Raw genomic sequence first — 21,945 nt, 5'->3', positions numbered from 1 at the left:
CGCGACCGGTGGAAGGGGAGGCTGCGAGAATGACGATGCGACGGACCGGGCTGATCGCCGCGACGCTCGCCATGGTCGCCGCCGGCGCGTCCGTCGCCGAGGCCGCGCTCGCGCCGAAATACGATCGCCTGCGCCAGTTCGAGACGGTTCTTGGGGCGCAGGTCGTCGACGCGCTCGGCGAACGGCCGATCGATCGTGTCGTGCGCCGCAAGGACGGCGTGTTCGTGGTCCATGCCGGCGAATGCATGGTCTTCGTGACGCTGAAGGCGATCCCGCCGAAGGACGGCATGGTCGGGGCGACGGGCTACGAGATCGCGGAAGTGAGCCCGCCGGCCTGCCGCTAGGACAACGGGACAATCGGGGAGTCGAGTATGGCCGACAACAGCTACGACGTGATCGTCATTGGATCCGGGCCGGGCGGCTATGTCACCGCGATCCGCTCGGCCCAGCTCGGGCTCAGGACGGCGGTCGTCGAGAACAAGTACCTGGGCGGCATCTGCCTCAACTGGGGCTGCATCCCGACCAAGGCGCTGCTCAGGTCGGCCGAGATCTACCACTACATGGAGAACGCCAAGGACTACGGCCTGTCAGCGACGGGCATCTCCTATGATCCGAAAGCCGTCGTGAAACGCTCGCGCGGCGTCGCCGCCCAGCTCAGCAACGGCGTGCAGTTCCTGCTCAAGAAGAACAAGGTCGACGTGATCTGGGGCACGGCGACGCTCGCCGGTGGCGGCAAGGTCTCGGTCAAGGCGGCCGACAATCCGATCAAGGGCGCGCTCGGCGGCGGCGACTACACGGCCAAGCACATCATCGTGGCGACCGGCGCACGGCCGCGCGCGCTGCCCGGACTGGAGCCCGACCGGAAGCTGGTCTGGACCTATTTCGAGGCGATGGTGCCCGAAAAGATGCCGAAATCGCTGCTGGTGATCGGCTCCGGCGCGATCGGTATCGAATTCGCCAGCTTTTTCCGGACCATGGGCGTGGACGTGACCGTGGTCGAGGTCCTGCCGCAGATCCTGCCGGTGGAGGACGAGGAGATCGCCGCGCTCGCGCGCAAGCGCTTCGAGAAGCAGGGGATCCGCGTCCTGACGTCCGCCAAGGTGACCAAGCTCGACAAGAAATCGGACTCCGTCACCGCCACCATCGAGGACGAGACGGGCAAGGCGGAGACGATGACCGTCGACCGGGTGATCTCGGCCGTCGGCGTGGTCGGCAATATCGAGGATCTCGGGCTCGAGACGCTCGGCGTGAAGACCGATCGCGGCACCATCGTCATCGACGGCTACGGTCGCACCAACGTGCCGGGCGTCTACGCGATCGGCGACGTGGCCGGGCCGCCGATGCTGGCCCACAAGGCCGAGCACGAGGGCGTCATCTGCGTCGAGACGATCGCCGGCCTCGACACCCATCCGATGGACAAGCTGATGATCCCGGGCTGCACCTACTGCAACCCGCAGGTCGCCTCGGTCGGTCTGACCGAGAAGAAGGCCAAGGAGGCCGGCCACGAGGTGAAGGTCGGCAAGTTCCCGTTCATCGGCAACGGCAAGGCCATCGCGCTCGGCGAGCCGGACGGGCTGGTGAAGACCGTGTTCGACGCCAAGACCGGCCAGCTGCTCGGCGCGCACATGGTGGGCGCGGAGGTCACCGAGCTGATCCAGGGCTTCGTCGTCGCCATGAACCTGGAGACGACCGAGGAAGAGCTGATCCATTCGATCTTCCCGCATCCCACGCTGTCTGAGATGATGCACGAGAGCGTGCTCGCGGCATACGGGCGGGCGATCCACATCTGAGGGCATGGAGGGCGCATGAGCGACCAGACCAAATCGATCCTCATCTGGGTCCTGATCGGCCTTCTCGCCGGCTGGCTGGCGAGTTTCATCGTCGGAGGCGGCGGGCTGATCCGCTATGTCCTGACCGGGCTGGCGGGCTCGCTGGTCGGCGGCTTCCTCGCCCAGAAGTTCGACATCAGGCTGAAGATCGGCAACGCCTTCGTCGAGCAGGTGATCATCGCCGCCGTCGGCGCGATCATCGTCGTTCTGGTGGCGCGGATCCTCGCCTGAGGCAGCGTTTCCGCCCGGCCGTCGTCCTCCCGGCCGAAACCGGCGGAGGCGCGGGATTGGCGAAACGGCGTGGATCGCCGCGGGAAATCGCCTATTTCAGTGGCATGGTACATATCGCCGCCTTGACGGCGTATCCGGATTGAGCGAAGCGACAGGCATGGTAACGATCCTAGACACCGTTTCCGACAGGAAGGAACGACCCCGCCATCCCGAGAAGGCCGCGCGGCCGGACAATCCGATCCTGCGCAAGCCGGACTGGATCCGGGTCAAGGCGCCCGGCTCGCCGGTCTATCGCGAAACCGTCGACATCGTTCGCGAGAACGGTCTGGTGACCGTGTGCGAGGAAGCCGGCTGTCCGAATATCGGCGAGTGCTGGTCGAAGAAGCACGCGACCTTCATGATCATGGGCGACACGTGCACGCGGGCCTGCGCCTTCTGCAACGTGCGCACGGGGCTGCCCGAGCCGCTCGATGCCACCGAGCCCGGCAAGGTCGCCGATGCGACGGCGGCACTCGGCCTCACCCATGTCGTGGTCACGTCGGTCGACCGCGACGATCTCGACGACGGCGGCGCCCGCCATATCGCCGACACCATCCTGGCCATCCGCGAACGCGCGCCGGGCACCACCATCGAGGTGCTGACGCCCGATTTCCTGCGCAAGGACGGGGCGCTGGAGATCGTTGTCGAGGCGCGGCCGGACGTGTTCAACCACAACCTCGAGACGGTGCCGTCGAACTACCTGACCGTGCGCCCCGGGGCCCGCTACTTCCACTCGATCCGCCTGCTGCAGCGGGTCAAGGAGCTCGATCCGACGATGTTCACCAAGTCGGGCATCATGGTGGGGCTCGGCGAGGAGCGGAACGAGGTGCTGCAACTGATGGACGATCTCAGGAGCGCCGATGTCGACTTCCTGACCATCGGCCAGTACCTGCAGCCGACGCGCAAGCACCATCGCGTCGAGCGTTTCGTGACGCCGGAGGAGTTCAAGGCGTTCGAGACCATCGGCCGCTCTAAGGGGTTCCTGCTGGTCGCCTCGAGCCCGCTCACCCGGTCGAGCTATCACGCCGGCGACGATTTCGAAAAACTGCGCGCCGCCCGCCGGCAACGGCTCGGCGCCTGACCGTCCCGGCATGCGGACATTCAAGACCCGCCACAAGGTCGCCCACAGCGCCGAGGACATGTTCGCGCTGGTCGCCGACATCGAGCGCTATCCGGCGTTCGTCCCGCTCTGCGAGGCGTTGAAGGTCCGCAGCCGTACGGTCAAGGACGGCAACACGGTGCTCGTGGCCGACATGACGGCGGCCTACAAGTTCTTCCGCGAGACGTTTACCAGCCGGGTGACGCTCGATCCCGATCACCAGACGATCCTGGTCGAGTATCTGAGCGGCCCGTTCAAGCACCTGGAGAACCGCTGGCGCTTCGCGCCGCTGGGGGAGGGGGCGTCCGAGATCGATTTCTATCTCGAATACGAGTTCCGCAGCCGCACCCTGCAGACGCTGATGGGGGCGATGTTCGACGCCGCCTTCTCCCGCTTCGCCGAGGCCTTCGAGAAGCGCGCCGACGTCGTGTATGGCAAGCGGAATGCACTAACCTAGAATTAATTCGGCTTACCTAGGATCCTCCGGCACTTCAGCCGGAAGGGATCGGGTAGGCGATCGATGTATCCCTCGGACGTGAATGCCAGTGTCGCGGGTGCCCGCGCGCCGCGTGCGCTCGCGGTGGCGCTTCCCGCGTTCACCTCCGCTATTTTCGTCAGCGCGTTCCTGCTGTTTGCGATCCAGCCGATGTTCGCGAAGATGGTACTGCCGCGGCTCGGCGGTTCTCCGTCCGTGTGGTCGGTGGCGATGTGCTTCTTCCAGGCGGCGCTGTTGGCCGGCTATGCCTATGCGCATCTTCTGACTCGGTATCTGTCGCTCCTGGCCGCGGTCGTCGTGCATGTCGGCGTTTGCCTGGTTGCGCTCGTCGCGCTGCCGATCGGTCTTGCGGCAGGATGGGACCGGCCGCCGCTCGACAACACGGAAATCTGGCTGATCGGCCTGTTCGCGGTCTCCATCGGATTGCCGTTCGTAGCCGTTTCGGCCAACAGTCCGCTGCTGCAGGCCTGGTTCTCCCGCACTGGGCATCGCCATGCCGCCGATCCCTATTTCCTGTACGGGGCGAGCAACGTCGGCAGCCTGATCGCGCTGCTCGGCTATCCGATCTTGTTCGAGCCGTTCCTGCGGCTGCAGACCCAGAGCCTGAGCTGGACCATCGGCTATGTCGCGCTGATCGCGCTGATCGCCGCTTGCGGGTCGCTGGCGATCGTCAGCGGACAGGGCGTAACGGCCGTCATACCGCGCGGACGATCGGAAACCGATGGCGAGGTCACGTGGGCCCGTCGCCTTGGCTGGATGGGCTATGCCTTCATTCCCTCGGCGCTGCTGGTGGCTTTGACGGCGCATATCTCGACGGATGTCGCCGCCGCGCCGTTCCTGTGGGTGCTGCCGCTCGCGCTGTTCCTGCTGACCTTCGTCATCACCTTCGCGCGCCGGCCGGTGGTTTCGCACACCCTGATGCTGCTGTTGCAGCCGGCATTCGTCATCCCGCTCGCCGTTCTGGCGCAGTGGGGGCAGACAAGGCTTTGGGCGCTGTTCCTCGTCCTCAACCTGATCGGCTACTTCGTCGTCGCGATGGTCTGCCACGGGGAGCTGGTGCGCAAACGGCCGGCCGCGTCGCAGCTCACCGGGTTCTACCTATGGATGTCGGTCGGCGGCGTGCTCGGCGGCGTCTTCGCGGGGCTCATCGCACCGCACGTGTTCGCGACCGTGATCGAGTATCCGGTGCTGCTCGTCGCCAGCCTGCTCGCGCGCCCGGGCGCCCTGTCGTGTCCGCCGGTGCGCTGGCTGCGGGATCTCGCGATCGGCGCTCTTGCCTTTGGCGCACTGTCACTGCCGTTGCTGCTGTTCGGCGTGAACGTCATGGGCGACCCGCGCTACGTGATCGTCGGCATCGTGCTGTTCGCCGTCCTTGCTGCGGTCTACGTACAATCGCCAAGCCTGCTGACCGCACTGGTGCTCGCCGTCTTCGTCTCGGCACTGGCGTTCCAGAACGAACGCCAGATCATCGAGACGCGGCGCGGATTTTTCGGCGTCAACAAGGTCGCACTCAGCGCGGACGGGCGGTTCCGGCTGCTGTATCACGGCACGACGCTGCATGGTGCCCAGAAGCTAACGAACGAAGAGGGGTCTCCGGTCGGGCGCCCCGAGCCGCTCACCTACTATCATGACAAGGGGCCGCTCTATCAGGCGATCGCGGAAACGCGGCGCGCGCATGGCGATCTCGGCAAGGTCGGTATCATCGGTCTGGGCAGCGGCAGCTTGGCCTGCTGGCGCGAGCCCGGCGAGGCATGGCGCTATTTCGAGATCGACCCGATCGTCGCCGATATCGCGTCCGACCCGGCCTATTTCTCGTTCCTGTCGATATGCAGCCCGGACCTTCCGATCGTGCTCGGCGACGCGCGCCTGACCGTGGCGGACGAACCCGACGGCAACTACGACATCCTCGTGGTCGATGCGTTCTCGTCGGATTCAATCCCGGTGCATCTGATGACGCGCGAGGCGATCTCGATGTACCTGTCCAAGCTCGCCCCGGAGGGAATTGTCGCGGTGCATATCAGCAACCGGAACATGGACCTGGCGCCGGCGCTTGCGGCGAATGCGGAGGCGCTCGGGATTGCCGCGTTGATCCATGAACCGGTGGCGGGCGAACCGATGTCGCTGACCTACAAGTCCGCGGCCCGGGTCGTCGTTTTCGCAAGGGATGCCCGCTCGGTCGAGGCGCTGTCGGCCTCGCCCGACTGGCAGGTCCTCGAGCCCACGGAAGGATTTTCCGAGTGGACCGACGACTACTCCAATATCCTCGGTGCGATCATGGCCAAGCACAGGGCGGACGGCCAGGATTAGCCTGGCTGACTACGTTGGCCGACTACGTTGGCGCGCCCGCCGCTTCCGTCAACAGGTCCAGGGCGACGCCGACGCTTTCCAGCCTGACCTGCCGGCGACCGAGATCGCCGAACCGGCATTCTCGGTGGATGGTGGGGCCGTTCCTGCGGGCTGCGGCGAAATGGACCAGGCCGATCGGTTTCTCCGCCGAGCCGCCGCCGGGACCGGCGATGCCGGTGACCGCCACGGCGATGTCGGTCCGCGCGGCGCGGACCGCGCCTTCGGCCATGGCCCGCGCGACCGGCTCGCTGACCGCGCCATGCGCGGCGACCAGGTCGGCGGGAACGCCCAGAACCTCCGTCTTCGCCGCGTTCGAATAGGTCACGAAACCGCGGTCGAAGACGGCGGACGACCCGGCGATCTCGGTCAGGAAGCCGGCGACCAGGCCACCCGTGCAGGATTCGGCGGTGGCGACCATCAGGCCTTTCCGCCGCAGGGTGTCGATCAGGTCGGCGGCGCGTTTGTCGAGAGCCTTCGCGGTTATCATCACGTGCCCTCCGCAGGCAGGGAGACCGTGGCGACGGCCTGCGCGGCGATGCCTTCGCGCCGGCCGGTGAAGCCGAGGCCCTCGCTCGTCGTCGCCTTGACCGAGACGCGTTCGATCGCGATGGCAAGGATATCGGCGATGCGCGCGCGCATGGCATCGCGATGCGGGCCGATCTTGGGCGTTTCGCAGATCAGCGTCACGTCGGCATGGACGATCGTGCCGCCGCGTGCGGCGATGAGGCCGGCGGCGTGGCTGAGGAAGATGTCGGAGGCGGCGGCCTTCCATTGCGGATCGCTCGGCGGGAAGTGGTTGCCGATGTCGCCGTCGGCGATGGCGCCGAGGATCGCGTCGGTCAGGGCGTGCAGGCCGACATCGGCGTCGGAGTGGCCGAGCAGGCCGCGATCGTGCGCGATCTCGATGCCGCACAGGGTTACGAAATCGCCCTCGGCGAAGCGATGCACGTCGTAGCCCGTGCCCACGCGGGTTTCCCGGGCGATACCAAGCAGAGCCTCGGCCATGGCGAAATCCTCGGGTGTCGTCAGTTTGCGGTTGGCCGGATCGCCGGCGACGAGGGTGACGGGGATGCCCGCCCATTCGGCGATCGCGGCGTCGTCGGTGAAATCGCGGTCGATCGTCGCCGCGCGGCGATGGGCCTTAAGGATTTCCGGGAAGCGGAAGCCCTGCGGCGTCTGCGCGGCGAACAGGCCGTCGCGGTCGACCGTCGCGGAGATCGTTCCCTTGCTCTCCGCGCGCTTCAGCGTGTCGGCCACGGGCAGCGCGGGGATCGCGCCCGGGGGGCCGTCCAGGCCGTCGAGCACCCGGTCGATGACCGCGGACGATACGAAGGGGCGGGCGGCGTCGTGGATCAGCACCCGGTCCGGCGCGTGCCCGGCGATGGCCTCGAGCCCGGCGCGCACCGAGGCCTGGCGCGTCGCGCCGCCGGGAACCGCCGGGAGCAGCCCGTCGCGGTCGCTGATCTCGGTCGCCAGCCGGTCCTGCCATCCCTCCCGGACGACGACCTGCACGGCGTCGACACGCGGATGATCGAGCAACGCGGCGACGGCACGCGCGACGACCGAGCGCCCGCCGATCAGGCGAAACTGCTTCGGCTCCGGGCCATCGCCTACGGAGGCTCTGGTGCCGGTGCCGCCGGCTACTATTACGGCAATCGTGGTCATTTGGCCCTGATAGCGCGGTATGTCGGTCCGCGTCTTTAGAAAAAACCGTGTTCGCGCAACGTTTATCATGGTTTACGCGGGGCGATCGTTTTTGTTGCGCCGCGAAATTATCTGTCTAAAATGCGGGCAATATGAAAAACGCACATGAAATGGGCATGGCCATTGCGGCCAGGGCCGACACGCCCGGTGGTATCGGTCCCGAGGGCGACGAGTCCGGCGCCGATCCGAAGGGGCAGGGCCTGACGATAGACGGGACGCCACTCGCCGGCCGGGCGATCCTGGCCCCGATGTCCGGCATTACTGACGCGCCGTTTCGCCGGCTTGCGCATCGCTTCGGGGCGAGCCTCGTCGTGTCCGAGATGGTGGCCAGCGAAGAACTCGTGCAGCAGAAGCCCGACGCCGTACTGCGCATCGAAGGCGAGGGCGTGGCGCCGAACGTCGTGCAACTGGCCGGTTGCGAATCCAAATGGATGGCTGAAGGGGCGCGGCTCGCCGTCGATGCCGGCGCCGATATCGTCGACATCAACATGGGCTGTCCGTCCCGCCGCGTGGCCAACCGGTGGTCCGGTTCGGCGCTGATGCGCGATCTCGATAATGCCGCTCGGCTGATCGCGGCGACCGTCGGCGCCGTCGCCGTGCCGGTCACGTTGAAGATGCGGCTCGGCTGGGACCGCGACTCGCTGAACGCGGCCGAGCTGGCGATGCGCGCCGAGGCACTGGGCGTGCAGATGATCACGGTCCACGCGCGCACGCGCTGCGATTTCTACAAGGGACCGGTCGACTGGCCGGCGGTTCGCGCCGTGGTCGAGGCGGTCGACGTCCCGGTGGTGGTGAACGGCGATATTCTCGGCCTGGAGGACGCGCGCGAGGCGCTGGCGCGGTCGGGGGCCGATGCGGTCATGGTCGGCCGCGGCGCGTGCGGGCGGCCCTGGCAGGTCGGCGCGATCGCACGGGCGCTCGAAGCCGGCGCCTCCGAGCTGGAGCCGGCGCCGGAAGACATCGCCGCCATCGTTCTGGAACACTACGAAGCGATGCTCGGTCATTACGGCGATACGCTCGGCATGCGTATCGCCCGCAAGCATCTCGGCTGGTACCTGGAAGCCGTGAAGCCGGCCGACGAGATCGGCGCGTGGCGCGCGGCCCTTCTGACCGAAGACGATCCGCGCGCGGTGGCGGCGGCAATCCCCGATGCCTTCGCCGCGGGACAACTGGAGTGTGCAGCCTGATGACGAGCGCGGTCCTCGACAAGGTCTCCGGCGACGTCCACGCACCGGCGTCGGAGGCTGTCTTCAACGCGCTCCCGCATCCGGTGATCGCGGTCGCGGACGACAACGCGATCGTCTCGGCGAACGCGGCGGCGGAATCGTTCTTCCAGACGAGCCTTTCCGTCTTACAGCGCTACGCCATCACCGATCTGGTGCCGCATGACAGCCCGCTGATCGATCTGTTGGCGCAGGCGCGCGAACGGGCCGCCTCGGTCAGCGAATACCGGGTGGCGATCGGAACGCCGCGCACCGGCGGCGAGCGGCTGGTGGATATCTACGTCGCGCCGATCGCCGAGGAAAACGACACCACCGTGGTGATGATCCACGAGCGCACCATCGCCGAGCAGTTCGACCGTCAGTTCACGCATCGGGCGGCGGCGCGCAGCGTCACCGGGCTGGCCAGCATGCTGGCGCACGAGATCAAGAATCCGCTTTCGGGCATTCGCGGCGCCGCCCAGCTCCTCGAGTCGACGGTGGAGGAGGGCGACAGGGCCCTTGCCCGGCTGATCCGCGAGGAGACCGACCGGATCGTCAAGCTGGTCGACCGGATGGAGGTGTTCTCCGACCAGCGGCCGGTCGAGCGCGATCCGGTCAATATCCACGTGGTGCTGGACCGGGTGAAGCACATTGCCTCTGCCGGCTTCGCCAAGCACATCCGTTTCGTCGAGGAGTACGACCCCTCGCTGCCGCCGGTGCTGGGCAATCGCGATCAACTCGTGCAGGTGTTCCTGAACCTGGTGAAGAACGCCGCGGAATCGATTGGCCCCAACGCGACGGACGGCGAGATCGTGCTGTCGACGGCGTTCCGGCCTGGCGTGCGGCTGTCGGTTCCGGGCAATTCCGAGAAGGTCAGCCTGCCGCTGGAGTTCTGCGTGCGCGACAACGGCCCCGGCGTCGCAGAGGACTTCCTGCCGCATCTGTTCGATCCGTTCGTGACAACCAAGATGTCCGGCTCCGGCCTCGGCCTCGCGCTCGTGGCCAAGATCGTCGGCGATCATGGCGGCGTGATCGAGTGCCAGTCACAACCGCGGCGGACCGTGTTCCGCGTTCTCATGCCGATGTACCTGACCCACCGCGACCCCAACGCGCGCGCGTCCGACGTGAAATCCGACGAGGACTGAGAGACGATGCCTACCGGTAACATCCTGGTCGCCGACGACGACGCCGCGATCCGAACCGTGCTCAACCAGGCGCTGTCGCGCGTCGGATACGACGTGCGCGTGACCGGCAACGCAGCCACCCTGTGGCGCTGGGTCTCGCAAGGGGAGGGCGATCTCGTGATCACCGACGTGGTGATGCCCGACGAGAACGCCTTCGATCTTCTGCCGCGTATCAAGAAGATCCGGCCCGAGATGCCGATCATCGTGATGAGCGCCCAGAACACCTTCTTGACCGCGGTCAAGGCATCGGAGCGCGGCGCCTACGAATATCTGCCGAAACCGTTCGACCTGAACGAACTGGTGACGATCATCGGCCGGGCCCTGGCGGAACCGAAGCCGCGGGCGGCGGACGGTGCGGAGGAAGAGGGGGACAATATCCCACTCGTTGGACGCTCGCCGGCAATGCAGGACATCTACCGGCTGCTCGCACGGCTGATGCAGACCGATCTGACGGTGATGATCGCCGGTGAGTCGGGCACCGGCAAGGAGCTGGTCGCCAAGGCCCTGCACGACTACGGCAAGCGCGCGAACGGGCCGTTCGTGGCCATCAATATGGCGGCCATTCCGCGCGACCTGATCGAAGCCGAGCTGTTCGGCCACGAGAAGGGCGCCTTCACCGGCGCGCAGACCCGCAACACCGGCCGGTTCGAGCAGGCCGAAGGCGGCACGCTGTTCCTCGACGAGATCGGCGACATGCCGATGGAGGCGCAGACCCGTCTGCTGCGCGTCCTGCAGCAGGGCGAGTACACGACGGTCGGCGGGCGCGTGCCGATCAAGACCAACGTCCGGATCATCGCGGCCACCAACAAGGATCTCCGGCAGCTGATCAATCAGGGGCTGTTCCGGGAGGATCTCTACTATCGCCTGAACGTCGTACCGATCCGGCTGCCGCCCCTGCGCGAACGCACCGAGGACATTCCCGACCTGGTGCGTCATTTCTTCGCCCAGGCCGAGAAGGAGGGGCTGCCGCACAAGCAGATCGAACAGGCCGCCCTCGACCGTCTGCGGCGGTATCGCTGGCCCGGCAACGTACGCGAACTGGAAAATCTGGTTCGGCGGCTCGCCGCGCTGTACCCGCAGGAGATCATCAACGAGCAGACGATCGAGGCCGAACTCGGGGAGCCGTCGGCCAACCCCGCCAACGATGGCGACCGTGAGGAAGAAACCCTCGGCGGCTCCGTCGAGCGCCACATGTCGGGCTACTTCCGCGAGTTCGGCGACACCCTGCCGCCGCCCGGGCTCTATCACCGTGTTCTCCGGGAGATCGAGGAACCGCTGATCGGCGCCGCATTGGCGGCGACACGCGGCAACCAGATTCGCGCGGCGGAGCTTCTGGGACTGAATCGCAACACCTTGCGCAAGAAGATCCGCGACCTCGATATCCAGGTTATCCGCAGCAGCCGGTAGTTTTCGGGCTGCCGCCTTTTCCTTGTCTCATTTCTGCAACATTTGTGGTTGATCTGCATCGGTCCGGCGCCGAGTATCCGGCGGCGGCGTGGTGCGCGCTGCCGCTATTCCGCTGCAGCGTCCGGAGCCGGAACGGGAATGGGTTTCAGTCAGTGACACTTGCCGAACCGCGACAGCAGCCAGTGCCGGCGTTTTCGACGCGCCGCAGAAAATCCCTGCGGATCGTGGGCGCGCTATTGGTGGTGCTGTCGCTTGTCGCGGGGACCGGGACGTTCGCGGTCCTGACCGGTCTGACCGCGGTCGAGCCGGACGAAAACGCCGTCGCCGCCGCGTTGGTCGTGAACCTGATCCTGGTTGCCGGGCTGGGCGCCATCGTCGCGGTCGAAATCGGCCGGTTGTGGCTGGCTCGCCGTCGCGGCATCGCCGGTGCGGGGCTTCATCTGCGCATTCTCGCGCTGTTCGCGGTGATCGCGGTGGTCCCGGCGGTGATCGTCGCGATCATTGCCAGCGTTACGCTCAGCCGGGGGCTCGATACGTGGTTCTCCGAGCGCACCAAGGCGATCATGCAGACCTCGCTGTCGGTTGCCGACGCGTATCTGCGCGAACACGGGCAGGTCATCCGGGCCGACATCCTCGCCATGGCGACCGACCTGGAACGCGCGGACGCGATGTACCGGGACGATCCGGAGCAGTTCCAGAAGTTCTTCACCGCGCAGGCGGCGATCCGGTCGCTGCCGGCGGCGTACCTGCTGGACGAGAACCTGAATGTCCTCAGGCGCGCCGATATCGAGCTGAAGCGGGAATTTCTGATGCCGCCGGCGAATGCGGTGGAGCAGGCCAAGAGCGGTGAGGTGATCGTCATCGCTCCGGGCGTCTCGAACCAGGTCGGTGCGATCAAGAAACTCGACGACTTCGACGGGGCCTATCTCTACGTCGCCCGGTCCGTCGATCCGCTGGTGATCAACTACCTGCGCCTGGCCCAGGCGAATATCGCCGAGTTCTCCAGCCTCGAGCGGCGGCGTTTCGGCGTGCAGATCGCCTTCGGTCTCATGTATGTCGGCTTCGCCTTCATTCTGCTGCTGGCGGCGGTGTGGGTCGGCATGGGGTTCGCCAACCGGCTCGTGTCTCCGGTCCGAAGGCTGATCGGCGCCGCGGATCAGGTGGCCCAGGGCAACCTCTACGTCCAGGTGCCGATCCGCAACAAGGAAGGCGATCTGGCGAGCCTGAGCACCACCTTCAACAAGATGACGACGCAGTTGCGCTCCCAGCGCGACGATCTACTCGAAGCCAACGAGGAGCTCGACGAACGGCGGCGCTTCATCGAGACGGTGCTCGCCGGGGTTCCGGCGGGCGTGCTCGGCGTCGATGATGCCGGCGCCGTTTCGCTGGCCAACCGCTCGGCCGCCGTGCTTTTGGGGACGAGCCAGGAAGAGCTGCTCGGCAAGCCGCTGACCGATGAGCTGCCGGAACTCATACCCTGCATCGAGCAGGCCTGGGCGCAGCCGTCACGGTTGATCCACGACCAGATTTCGGTGCGCCGCGGCGGGCGCGACCGGACCATCGCCGTGCGGGTGGCGACCGAGGTCTCGGCGACGGGCCACCGCGGCTATGTCGTCACCCTCGACGACATCACCGAACTGGTCACGGCGCAGCGGACCTCCGCCTGGGCCGACGTCGCGCGCCGCATCGCCCACGAGATCAAGAACCCGCTGACGCCCATCCAGCTTTCGGCCGAGCGGCTGAAACGCAAGTACGGCAAGGCGATCACCGAAGACCGCGAGATCTTCGACCAGTGCACCGACACGATCATCCGGCAGGTCGGCGATATCGGCCGCATGGTCGACGAGTTCTCCTCGTTCGCGCGCATGCCCAAGGCGGTGATCGCGCCCGCCGATATCGTCGAGACGGTCAAGCAGGCCGCATTCCTGATGCGTGTCGGCAACCCGGAGGTCGACATTTCGCTCGACCTGCCCGAGACGGCGATCTCCGTCCCCATCGATCGCCGGCTGATCTCGCAGGCGGTGACCAACATCATCAAGAACGCGATCGAGGCCATATCGGCGACCGATCCCGACGCGAATGGCGAACGCGGCCACGTGGCGGTGACGGTCGGGGAGGCGAACGGCTGGGTGACGATCGACGCGATCGACAACGGCATCGGCCTGCCGAGCGAGAACCGGGCCAGGCTTCTGGAGCCGTACATGACGACGCGCGAGAAGGGCACGGGCCTCGGTCTGGCCATCGTCGGCCGCATCATGGAGGAGCATGGCGGCCGAGTCGAACTGGCGGATGCGCCGTCGGTGGCCGAGGGCGGGCACGGCGCCTGGGTTCGCCTTGCCCTGCCTGTCGGCGGCAATTCGGAAATGGAAATGGACGACCTGGAACGCGCGGTCGACGCGGCCGTGTCGTGAACGCGTCAGTGGAGCAACGGTGAATGGCGAAAGATATCCTGATCGTCGACGACGAGGCCGATATTCGCGATCTGGTGGCGGGCATCCTGGAGGACGAGGGCTACGACGCCCGGTCCGCCCGCAACAGCGACGACGCGTTGTCGGAGATCGAGGCGCGCCGGCCGTCCATGGTCTTTCTCGACATCTGGCTGCAGGGCAGCCGGCTCGACGGGCTGGAACTGCTCGAGGTCATCAAGCAGGACCATCCCGATCTCCCGGTGGTGATGATCAGCGGTCACGGAAACATCGAGACGGCCGTCTCCGCGATCAAGAAGGGCGCCTACGACTATATCGAGAAGCCGTTCAAGGCCGACCGGCTGGTGCTGGTGGCAACCCGGGCGCTGGAGACCTCGCAGCTGCGCCGGGAGGTGAAGGACCTCAAGCAGCGCGCCGGTGACACCAGCCGCATCGTCGGCAAGTCGAGCGCGGCCAATCAGCTTCGCAACGCCATCGAGCGGATTGCCCCGACGAACAGTCGTGTGCTGATTTCCGGCTCGTCCGGGGCGGGCAAGGAGCTTGCCGCGCGGACATTGCACGGCCTGTCGGCCCGCGCCTCCGGCCCCTTCGTCGTGATCAACGCGGCGACGATCACGCCGGAGAACATGGAAGTCGCGCTATTCGGCACCGAGACCGCGGACGGCCGCCGCGTGATCGGCGCGCTCGAGGAAGCGCACGGCGGTACGCTGTTCATCGACGAAGTCGCCGACATGCCGCGCGAGACCCAGAACCGCATCCTGCGGGTTCTGGTCGATCAGAACTTCCAGCGGGTCGGCGGCTCGGCCCGGGTGTTCGTCGACGTGCGGATCGTCTCCTCGACCAGCCGCGACCTCGAGCTGGAAGTGCAGGAGGGCCGGTTCCGGGAGGACCTGTTCCATCGCCTGGGCGTGGTTCCCGTGCGGGTTCCCGCGCTGGCGGAGCGGCGCGAGGACATTCCCGAACTGGTCGACCACTTCATGCAGCAGATCTCGAACTCGACCGGCCTGCCGATCCGCCGCATCGGCGCCGACGCCATGGCGGTGCTGCAGGCGCACGACTGGCCGGGCAACGTGCGCCAGCTTCGCAACAACGTGGAACGGCTGATGATTCTCGCCGGCGGCGACGCCGAGGCGGTCATCACCGCGGACCTGCTGCCGGCGGAAGTCGGCGCCTCGCTGCCGCCGGCGCCGGGCAATTCGCGGGCCGAGGAAATGCTGGCCCTGCCGCTGCGCGACGCGCGCGAGATCTTCGAGCGCGAATACCTGATTGCCCAGATCAATCGCTTCGGCGGCAATATCTCGCGCACCGCCGAGTTCGTCGGGATGGAACGTTCGGCGCTGCACCGCAAGCTCAAGACGCTCGGCGTCGGCTGAGCCGAGAAGACGCGACGCCGGCCGTAGGCTGATCAAGCAAAACAAGCTATGAAGCGGGGCTGACGTCCGCGGCCGGAAGGCCGCGGGCGCCGCGATGTCGCAATTCGGGGACTGAACCATGAAGGTCGTGATCTGTGGAGCTGGCCAGGTGGGATTCGGCATTGCCGAGAAACTGGCCGCCGAGAACAACGACGTCAGCATCATCGACCGGGCACCGGAACTGATCCAGTCGATCACCGAGACGCTCGATGTCCGCGGGTTCGTCGGCCATGGCGCCCACCCGGACACGCTCGCCCAGGCTGGCGCGGAGCAGGCCGACATGCTGATCGCCGTGACGCTGCACGACGAGGTCAACATGATCGCCTGTCAGGTGGCCCATTCGCTGTTTAACGTCCCGACCAAGGTCGCCCGCATCCGCGCCCAGAGTTACCTGGCGCCGCACTGGCGCGATCTGTTCTCGCGCGAGCATCTGCCGATCGACGTGATCATCTCGCCGGAGGTGGAGGTCGGAGAGATGGTGCTCCGGCGGCTGGCGCTGCCGGGCGCGACCGACACCGTCACCTTCGCCGACGGGCAGGTGGTGGTGGCCGGCGTCTATTGCGACGAGAACTGCCCGATCGTGGACACGCCGCTGCGCCAGCTCACCGAGCTGTTCCCGGACTTGAAGGCGCTGGTGATCGGTATTCAGCGCGGCGAGCGCTTCTTCGTGCCGGATTCGTCTGATTCGATGCTGGTCGGCGATGTCGCCTACTTCGCCGCCGACCGTGACCAGGTGCGTCGCACGCTGGGTATCTTCGGCCACGAGGAAGCGGCCGCGTCCCGGGTGGTGATCGTCGGCGGCGGCAATATCGGTTTCTACGTGGCGCGCGAGATCGAGGCGCGGCAACGCAGCGCGCGGGTGAAGGTCATCGAGTCCTCCCGCAAACGCGCCATCGAGGTGGCCGACGATCTGCGCCGCACGGTCGTCCTGCACGGCAGCGCCCTCGACGAGGAGCTGCTGCGCGAAGCCGACGTCGCCGACGCCGACACCATCGTGGCGCTGACCAACAGCGACGAAGTCAACATCCTGGCGTGCGTGATGGGCCAGAAACTCGGCGCGGGGCGCAGCCTGTGCCTGATCAACAACCGGGGTTATCCCGACCTGACGCGGTCGCTCGGCATCTCGGCCTACGTAAATCCGCGCCAGATCACCGTTTCCAAGGTGCTGCAGCACGTGCGGCGCGGCCGTATCCGCGGCGTCCATTCGGTCCAGAACGGCGCCGCCGAGATCATCGAGGCGGAGGCGCTGGAAACCTCGCCGCTCGTGGGCAAGCCGTTGCGCGAACTCGATCTGTTCGATGGCATCAGGATCGGCGCCATCTATCGTGGCGAGGAGGTGATCATTCCGCGCGGCGACACCTACATCCAGCCGCACGATCGCATCGTCATGGCGGCAATGGCCGATCAGGTCCGCAAGGTCGAGCAGATGTTCCGCGTCAGCCTGGAATTCTTCTAAGCCGATCGCGGTTCCCATGATCCCCGTCGTCTTCGTCTTCGCCCATTTCCTCGCCGCCTACGCCCTTGCGCTGGTTCTGCCGGCCGTGGTGGCGATCGGGCTGGGCGAGGGGACGCTGGGGCTCGATTTCCTGATCAGCGCCGGCCTATGGATTTTCGTCGCGGGGGCGATGATGCTGAGCCTGCGCGGGCGCGAGCGCAGGCTGAGGCCGTCCCAGCGCTATCTGCTGGCCCTGATGCTCTGGTTGCTGTTGCCGCTGGTCGGGGCGCTGACGCTCACGATGACCGTCGACGGACTGGGCGTGGTCGAGGCCTATTTCGAAGCGGTCTCGGGACTGACGACGACGGGCGCCACCGTGCTGCCGCCGCCCGAGGAGCTGCCGCGCAGCGTCGTGCTCTGGCTGGCGATGACACAGTGGTTCGGCGGCGGCCTGACGCTGCTGGTCGTCGTGCTGGCGCTCGCCCCCTCCGGCGTCGGCGGTCTGCCCGAGACCCATTCCCGGATGGTCGAGCATGGCGGGTTGCCGGAGCGGCGTCGCCTGATCCTGCTCGTTCGCGACGTCTTTCCTATCTATCTCGGCGCCACCGCCGTCACCTTCCTGCTTCTGGCGGCGACGGATCTCGAGGCGTTCGAAGCGCTTTGCCTCGCATTCAGCGCGGTATCGACCGGCGGGTTTTCGCCGCGCTCGGTGACGATCGGCGAATACGTGCCGACGTTCGGCATTCTCGTCCTCGTGGTGGCGATGCTGTACGGCGGGACGAACGTGCTGTGGCAGCGCAATCTGTTCCAGCTGCGCCGGTCGCGGCGGATGTCGGACCGGGAGAGCCTGTGGGCGATCGGGCTGTGCCTGGGGCTCGGCCTGATCGCCGGATTCGCGTTTTTTCGTGCGGCGGGGCAGGGCGTCGGCATTGCCCTCCGCGACGGGCTGTTCACCGCGACATCGCTGATCACCACATCCGGCTTCGAGATCAGACACGCGAGCTTCGAGATCTTTCCGATCCCGCTGGTCGCGATCCTCCTGGCGATCGGCGCCGCGAGTTTCTCGACCGCCGGCGGTATCAAGCTCTTCCGGGTCGGCGCGATGCTCGTGCAGGGCGGGCGCGAGCTCAATCGGCTCGTCTATCCGCATGGCATCCGCCCCTCACGGCTGGGCGGGCAGCCGTACGACATCCAGGTGATGAAGGCGATCTGGACCGGCTTCCTCGCTTTCGTATTCGCCGTCGTCGCGCTGTCACTGCTTCTCGCGAGCGAGGGACTCCCATACGAAGGCGCGGTCATGGCGGCGCTTTCCGCGGTGTCCAATGCCGGGCCGATCTATGCGAGCGACTGGGCCGTATCCGGTGACTGGCCGTCCTATGCGGATATGGATACGGGCGCGCAGCTGGCGTTGTGCCTGGGCATGATTCTCGGGCGTCTGGAGGTCGTTGCCGCGCTAGGTCTTCTGGTTTACATGGTGCGTCGCGGATAATCCTTGTTTCGGCTCCAATCCGCCTTCATTCTGATACCAATCACAAGAAAACGACTCGGAGCAGCCTCGACCATGTCCCGCATCGCCTACGTCAATGGCCGGTATGTTCCGCATGCCTACGCCCAGGTGCATGTCGAGGACCGTGGCTATCAGTTCAGCGACGGCGTCTACGAGGTCTGCGAGGTGCATGACGGACATCTCGTCGACGAAACGCGGCACATGGCGCGGCTCGGCCGCTCGCTGAAGGAGCTGCGTATTCGCGAGCCGATGTCGGCGAAGGCGCTCGGACATGTGTTGCGCGAGACCGTGCGGCGCAACAGGGTGCGCAACGGGCTCGTCTACCTGCAGGTGACCCGCGGCGTCGCCAAGCGCGACCATCCGTTCCCGAAGGACGACGTGCCACCGGCGGTCGTCGTGACGGCGCGTGCGATCGATCCGAAAAAGAGTGCAAAATCGGCGGAAAACGGTATCAGTGTCATTACGGTTCCGGAAAATCGCTGGGATCGGGTCGATATCAAGTCGGTTTCTCTGCTTCCCAACGTGCTTGCCAGGCAAGCGGCGGAAGACGCCGGTGCATCGGAGGCGTGGTTCGTCGACACGGATGGCTATGTGACGGAGGGGTCGGCGACGAATGCGTGGATCGTCGATCAGGATGGCCGATTGATCACGCGGCCGGCGGAATTCGGGATCCTGCGCGGCATTACCCGAACCGTCGTCGTCGATCTCGCCGCCCGCGAGGGCGTCGAAATCGTCGAGCGGCCTTTCACCGTCGAAGAGGCGAGAAAGGCGCGTGAGGCGTTCGTGACGTCGGCGACAAAACTGGTTATGCCGGTTGTCAAGATCGACGATGCGGTCATCGGGAACGGTAAACCGGGCTCTATCGCCGGAAAACTGCGCGAGCTTTTCTACACGCAGGCGGAGATCGCGCCGTAAAAATGAACAGTGCGGTGCAGAATCGAACCTTGCCCCGGCGGTACGAGTTGCCATCTAATTGTAGCCGGGACGGATTGATGGTTTGCCGATCAATCTTGGTCGGAAGAGAAGGGACCCGCCCTGAAAGGAAATGGCGGGGCAAGAGGTAAAGGAATGGCGGCGGAACGAAATCAAAACCTACAGGACACGTTCCTCAACTACGTACGCAAGAACAAGACGCCTCTCACGATTTTCCTCGTAAACGGGGTTAAACTTCAGGGGGTAGTCACCTGGTTCGATAATTTCTGCGTATTGTTGCGGCGCGATGGACATTCTCAGCTTGTCTACAAGCACGCAATCTCCACGGTCATGCCGAACGGGCCGATTCAGCTGTTCGAGCCGGCCGAGGAAGGCGCAGCCGCTGGTGGCTGATTGAAGCCGGTCGATCCTGCACGGCATGGTCGCGCGCCCGGCCGGGACCCGGAGCGGGCGTCGGGACATAGCACCGCGCGTGACCCCACGCGCGCGTATGTCCTCGTACCGGTTCTCGAGGCAAGCGATCGGAAGGGACGGGACGACGCGCGCGGCGGCTCCAAGGCCGCCGTGGTGCGTTCGGCCGAGGCGCGGCTCGATGAAGCCGTCGGCCTGGCCGGTGCCATCGACCTCGATGTGGTCGGGCAGGGCGTCGTCCGCGTCGCCGCACCGCGGCCGGCGACGCTTATCGGCAGTGGCAAGGTCGAGGAACTCGCCGCCATCGTGCGCGGCGAGGATGCCGAGCTCGTCGTTGTCGACGCGGCGCTGACCCCGGCGCAGCAGCGCAATCTCGAAAAGGCCTGGGACGCCAAGGTCCTCGATCGGACCGGCCTGATCCTCGAGATCTTCGGCGCGCGGGCGCGCACGCGGGAAGGGCGGCTGCAGGTCGAGCTGGCGCATCTGACGTGGCAGAAGAGCCGCCTGGTACGGTCCTGGACCCATCTGGAGCGACAGCGCGGCGGCTTCGGTTTCATGGGCGGGCCGGGCGAAACCCAGATCGAGACCGACCGGCGCCTTATCCAGGAGCGGATCACCCGCATCGAAAAGGAACTCAAGGCGGTTCGCCGGACCCGCGCGCTGCATCGCGAGACGCGCCGCCGGGTTCCGTATCCGATCGTCGCCATCGTCGGCTATACGAACGCCGGAAAATCCACGCTTTTCAATAGGTTGACCAAGGCCGAGGTGCTCGCCGAGGACCTGCTTTTCGCAACGCTCGATCCGACATTGCGCGGCCTGACGCTGCCGGAAGGTCATATGGCCATCCTCTCCGACACGGTCGGGTTCATATCGGACATTCCGACCGATCTCGTCGTGGCGTTCCGCGCGACGCTCGAAGAGGTCATCGAAGCGGATCTGGTGATGCATGTGCGGGACATTTCGCACCCGGACACGAAGGCGCAGGCGGCCGACGTCGTCGACGTGCTGTCTTCGCTCGGCGTCGATACCGAGGACCCCCGTCACATGATCGAGGTCTGGAACAAGATCGACCTGATCGGCGCGGAGGAGTGCGACAGCCTGAAGGCTGCTGCCGAGCGTCTGCCCGAAATCGAACGACCGGTCCCGATTTCCGCCATGACGGGCGAGGGGGTCGACGCGCTGCTCGCGGCGATCGAGACCCGCCTGAAAGGCGAGATCGCGCACCGTTCGGTGGTGCTCGATGCGGCGGACGGCGCCGGCATGAACTGGATCTATGAGCGCTGCACCGTCACCGGGCGGCGGCATGACGACGACACCGGCGTCGTCCGTCTCGACGTCGACGTCCCGATGAAGCGGCTGGCGGAGTTCAATCGGCGGTTCGCGAAAGCGCTGCGCCTCGACTGAGGGCGGGCGCGCCTTCAGTTTTCTTGGCGTCCTGCCACCAGCCTTCCATCCGCTCGAGCGTCACGGCCTCCAGAGGCGTGCCTTCGGCGCGCGCCTGCTGTTCGATGTGGGCGAAGCGGCGGCGGAACTTGTCGTTGGTCCCGCGCAGGGCGTCTTCGGGATCCACGCCGAAATGACGGGCGAAGTTGGCCACGGCGAACAGGACGTCGCCGATCTCGTCCGCAAGTGCGCCCCGGTCTCCGGCTTCGGCGGCTTCGGACACCTCGTCGATCTCCTCGTGGATCTTGGCGATGACCTGGGCGGAGTCGTCCCAGTCGAAGCCGACCCGGGCGGCGCGCTTCTGCAGCTTCACGGCGCGCTGCAGCGCGGGCAGGGCGAGTGGCACGTCGTCGAGCAGCGAGGCCGGCCCGGGCGTTTCGCGCTCGGCGTGTCTTTCGGCCTTCTCCTCGGCCTTGATGTCTTCCCAGTTGCGCTTCACCGCCTCCGGCGTAGCGGCTTTGGTCGCCGCGAAGACATGCGGATGGCGGCGGATCATCTTCGTGGTAATCGCCGCGACGACGTCGCCGAAGGAAAACGCGCCGATTTCCTCCGCCATGCGGGCGTGAAAGACGACCTGGAGCAGGAGGTCTCCCAGCTCGTCCTTCAGGTCCATCAAATCGTCGCGGGCGATGGCGTCGGCGACCTCGTAGGCTTCCTCGATCGTGTAGGGCGCGATCGTCGCGAAATCCTGTTCCAGATCCCAGGGACACCCGGTCACCGGCGTGCGCAGCGCGGCCATGATGTCGAGGAGCGTATGGATGTCTTTGGACGGACGCATCGGCAATCCCGGAATCGGTTCGGAGATGGGCGCAGCATAGCAGAGGGACGATGGTACGCGCGG

19 protein-coding genes are annotated in these 21,945 nt (G+C 66.4%); 16 read left to right on the top strand and 3 right to left on the bottom strand.

The annotated features are described in order from the left end of the window. Window positions 1-29 precede the first annotated feature (29 nt). From MUB46_RS20140 to MUB46_RS20115, 6 genes are all read left to right on the top strand, one after another. Window positions 30-344 carry a hypothetical protein gene (locus tag MUB46_RS20140; RefSeq protein ID WP_261617755.1) on the top strand — a complete coding sequence of 105 codons (315 nt, stop codon included), beginning with the start codon at window positions 30-32 and terminating at the stop codon, window positions 342-344. A 27-nt stretch (window positions 345-371) separates the two neighbouring features. Beyond that, a complete protein-coding gene (lpdA, locus tag MUB46_RS20135) occupies window positions 372-1,790 on the top strand; it encodes a dihydrolipoyl dehydrogenase (protein ID WP_261617754.1) in 1,419 nt (472 codons plus the stop codon). A 15-nt stretch (window positions 1,791-1,805) separates the two neighbouring features. After that, window positions 1,806-2,060 carry a GlsB/YeaQ/YmgE family stress response membrane protein gene (locus MUB46_RS20130; protein ID WP_261617753.1) on the top strand — a complete coding sequence of 85 codons (255 nt, stop codon included), beginning with the start codon at window positions 1,806-1,808 and terminating at the stop codon, window positions 2,058-2,060. A gap of 157 nt (window positions 2,061-2,217) precedes the next feature. Further along, the gene (gene lipA / locus MUB46_RS20125; RefSeq protein ID WP_261617752.1) at window positions 2,218-3,180 is read left to right on the top strand and encodes a lipoyl synthase; all 963 of its coding nucleotides are present in this window, start codon (window positions 2,218-2,220) and stop codon (window positions 3,178-3,180) included. 10 nt (window positions 3,181-3,190) lie between these two features. Continuing rightward, the gene (locus MUB46_RS20120; protein WP_261617751.1) at window positions 3,191-3,655 is read left to right on the top strand and encodes a type II toxin-antitoxin system RatA family toxin; all 465 of its coding nucleotides are present in this window, start codon (window positions 3,191-3,193) and stop codon (window positions 3,653-3,655) included. 63 nt (window positions 3,656-3,718) lie between these two features. Beyond that, on the top strand, window positions 3,719-6,001 hold the full coding sequence (locus tag MUB46_RS20115) for a fused MFS/spermidine synthase (RefSeq protein ID WP_261617750.1): 2,283 nt from the start codon (window positions 3,719-3,721) through the stop codon (window positions 5,999-6,001). 22 nt (window positions 6,002-6,023) lie between these two features. On the opposite strand, the gene MUB46_RS20110 is transcribed toward MUB46_RS20115, so the two are convergent. Next, window positions 6,024-6,527, bottom strand: a complete 504-nt coding sequence (locus tag MUB46_RS20110; RefSeq protein ID WP_261617749.1) for a CinA family protein — start codon at window positions 6,525-6,527, stop codon at window positions 6,024-6,026. Continuing rightward, complete coding sequence (locus MUB46_RS20105) at window positions 6,527-7,705, bottom strand: bifunctional 2-C-methyl-D-erythritol 4-phosphate cytidylyltransferase/2-C-methyl-D-erythritol 2,4-cyclodiphosphate synthase (protein WP_261617748.1); 1,179 nt, start codon at window positions 7,703-7,705, stop codon at window positions 6,527-6,529. The genes MUB46_RS20110 and MUB46_RS20105 overlap by 1 nt, the downstream gene beginning before the upstream one ends. Window positions 7,706-7,836: 131 nt before the next feature. Between MUB46_RS20105 and dusB the strand changes: the two genes are divergently transcribed. The 10 genes from dusB (at window position 7,837) to hflX (ending at window position 21,065) form a co-directional block, all read left to right on the top strand. Further along, complete coding sequence (gene dusB, locus MUB46_RS20100; protein ID WP_261617747.1) at window positions 7,837-8,931, top strand: tRNA dihydrouridine synthase DusB; 1,095 nt, start codon at window positions 7,837-7,839, stop codon at window positions 8,929-8,931. Further along, a complete protein-coding gene (locus MUB46_RS20095) occupies window positions 8,931-10,091 on the top strand; it encodes a two-component system sensor histidine kinase NtrB (RefSeq protein WP_261617746.1) in 1,161 nt (386 codons plus the stop codon). The genes dusB and MUB46_RS20095 overlap by 1 nt, the downstream gene beginning before the upstream one ends. 6 nt (window positions 10,092-10,097) lie before the next feature. Continuing rightward, complete coding sequence (ntrC, locus tag MUB46_RS20090; protein ID WP_261617745.1) at window positions 10,098-11,537, top strand: nitrogen regulation protein NR(I); 1,440 nt, start codon at window positions 10,098-10,100, stop codon at window positions 11,535-11,537. Between the two features lie 224 nt (window positions 11,538-11,761). After that, a complete protein-coding gene (locus MUB46_RS20085; protein WP_261617744.1) occupies window positions 11,762-13,948 on the top strand; it encodes a sensor histidine kinase NtrY-like in 2,187 nt (728 codons plus the stop codon). A 23-nt stretch (window positions 13,949-13,971) separates the two neighbouring features. Next, window positions 13,972-15,336, top strand: coding sequence for a nitrogen assimilation response regulator NtrX (gene ntrX, locus MUB46_RS20080; protein ID WP_261617743.1), 1,365 nt, complete (start codon window positions 13,972-13,974; stop codon window positions 15,334-15,336). Between the two features lie 118 nt (window positions 15,337-15,454). Next, complete coding sequence (trkA, locus tag MUB46_RS20075; protein WP_261617742.1) at window positions 15,455-16,831, top strand: Trk system potassium transporter TrkA; 1,377 nt, start codon at window positions 15,455-15,457, stop codon at window positions 16,829-16,831. A 16-nt stretch (window positions 16,832-16,847) separates the two neighbouring features. Then, the gene (locus tag MUB46_RS20070) at window positions 16,848-18,299 is read left to right on the top strand and encodes a TrkH family potassium uptake protein (protein ID WP_261617741.1); all 1,452 of its coding nucleotides are present in this window, start codon (window positions 16,848-16,850) and stop codon (window positions 18,297-18,299) included. A 72-nt stretch (window positions 18,300-18,371) separates the two neighbouring features. Then, window positions 18,372-19,232 (top strand): D-amino-acid transaminase, encoded by an 861-nt coding sequence (locus MUB46_RS20065; RefSeq protein ID WP_261617740.1) that lies wholly within the window; start codon window positions 18,372-18,374, stop codon window positions 19,230-19,232. 153 nt (window positions 19,233-19,385) lie between these two features. Beyond that, a complete protein-coding gene (hfq, locus tag MUB46_RS20060; protein WP_261617739.1) occupies window positions 19,386-19,643 on the top strand; it encodes an RNA chaperone Hfq in 258 nt (85 codons plus the stop codon). Next, the gene (gene hflX / locus MUB46_RS20055; protein WP_261617738.1) at window positions 19,644-21,065 is read left to right on the top strand and encodes a GTPase HflX; all 1,422 of its coding nucleotides are present in this window, start codon (window positions 19,644-19,646) and stop codon (window positions 21,063-21,065) included. Here hflX and mazG read toward each other — a convergent pair. After that, window positions 21,028-21,882, bottom strand: coding sequence for a nucleoside triphosphate pyrophosphohydrolase (gene mazG, locus MUB46_RS20050; RefSeq protein ID WP_261617737.1), 855 nt, complete (start codon window positions 21,880-21,882; stop codon window positions 21,028-21,030). The genes hflX and mazG overlap by 38 nt on opposite strands. Between the last annotated feature and the right edge of the window lie 63 nt (window positions 21,883-21,945).

The sequence above is a fragment of the Microbaculum marinisediminis genome (assembly GCF_025397915.1).
Lineage (GTDB): Bacteria > Pseudomonadota > Alphaproteobacteria > Rhizobiales > Tepidamorphaceae > Microbaculum > Microbaculum marinisediminis.
The sequence above is the reverse complement of the archived record's forward strand: the minus strand, read 5'-3'. Positions and strand labels throughout refer to the sequence as shown.

Excerpts from the sequence above, each read along its gene's own strand:
- MUB46_RS20140 (WP_261617755.1), top strand. The coding sequence starts at position 30 with ATGACGATGCGACGGACCGGGCTGATCGCCGCGACGCTCGCCATGGTC.
- lpdA (WP_261617754.1), top strand. The coding sequence starts at position 372 with ATGGCCGACAACAGCTACGACGTGATCGTCATTGGATCCGGGCCGGGC.
- MUB46_RS20130 (WP_261617753.1), top strand. The coding sequence starts at position 1,806 with ATGAGCGACCAGACCAAATCGATCCTCATCTGGGTCCTGATCGGCCTT.
- lipA (WP_261617752.1), top strand. The coding sequence starts at position 2,218 with ATGGTAACGATCCTAGACACCGTTTCCGACAGGAAGGAACGACCCCGC.
- MUB46_RS20120 (WP_261617751.1), top strand. The coding sequence starts at position 3,191 with ATGCGGACATTCAAGACCCGCCACAAGGTCGCCCACAGCGCCGAGGAC.
- MUB46_RS20115 (WP_261617750.1), top strand. The coding sequence starts at position 3,719 with ATGTATCCCTCGGACGTGAATGCCAGTGTCGCGGGTGCCCGCGCGCCG.
- MUB46_RS20110 (WP_261617749.1), bottom strand. The coding sequence starts at position 6,527 with ATGATAACCGCGAAGGCTCTCGACAAACGCGCCGCCGACCTGATCGAC.
- MUB46_RS20105 (WP_261617748.1), bottom strand. The coding sequence starts at position 7,705 with ATGACCACGATTGCCGTAATAGTAGCCGGCGGCACCGGCACCAGAGCC.
- dusB (WP_261617747.1), top strand. The coding sequence starts at position 7,837 with ATGAAAAACGCACATGAAATGGGCATGGCCATTGCGGCCAGGGCCGAC.
- MUB46_RS20095 (WP_261617746.1), top strand. The coding sequence starts at position 8,931 with ATGACGAGCGCGGTCCTCGACAAGGTCTCCGGCGACGTCCACGCACCG.
- ntrC (WP_261617745.1), top strand. The coding sequence starts at position 10,098 with ATGCCTACCGGTAACATCCTGGTCGCCGACGACGACGCCGCGATCCGA.
- ntrX (WP_261617743.1), top strand. The coding sequence starts at position 13,972 with ATGGCGAAAGATATCCTGATCGTCGACGACGAGGCCGATATTCGCGAT.
- trkA (WP_261617742.1), top strand. The coding sequence starts at position 15,455 with ATGAAGGTCGTGATCTGTGGAGCTGGCCAGGTGGGATTCGGCATTGCC.
- MUB46_RS20070 (WP_261617741.1), top strand. The coding sequence starts at position 16,848 with ATGATCCCCGTCGTCTTCGTCTTCGCCCATTTCCTCGCCGCCTACGCC.
- MUB46_RS20065 (WP_261617740.1), top strand. The coding sequence starts at position 18,372 with ATGTCCCGCATCGCCTACGTCAATGGCCGGTATGTTCCGCATGCCTAC.
- hfq (WP_261617739.1), top strand. The coding sequence starts at position 19,386 with ATGGCGGCGGAACGAAATCAAAACCTACAGGACACGTTCCTCAACTAC.
- mazG (WP_261617737.1), bottom strand. The coding sequence starts at position 21,882 with ATGCGTCCGTCCAAAGACATCCATACGCTCCTCGACATCATGGCCGCG.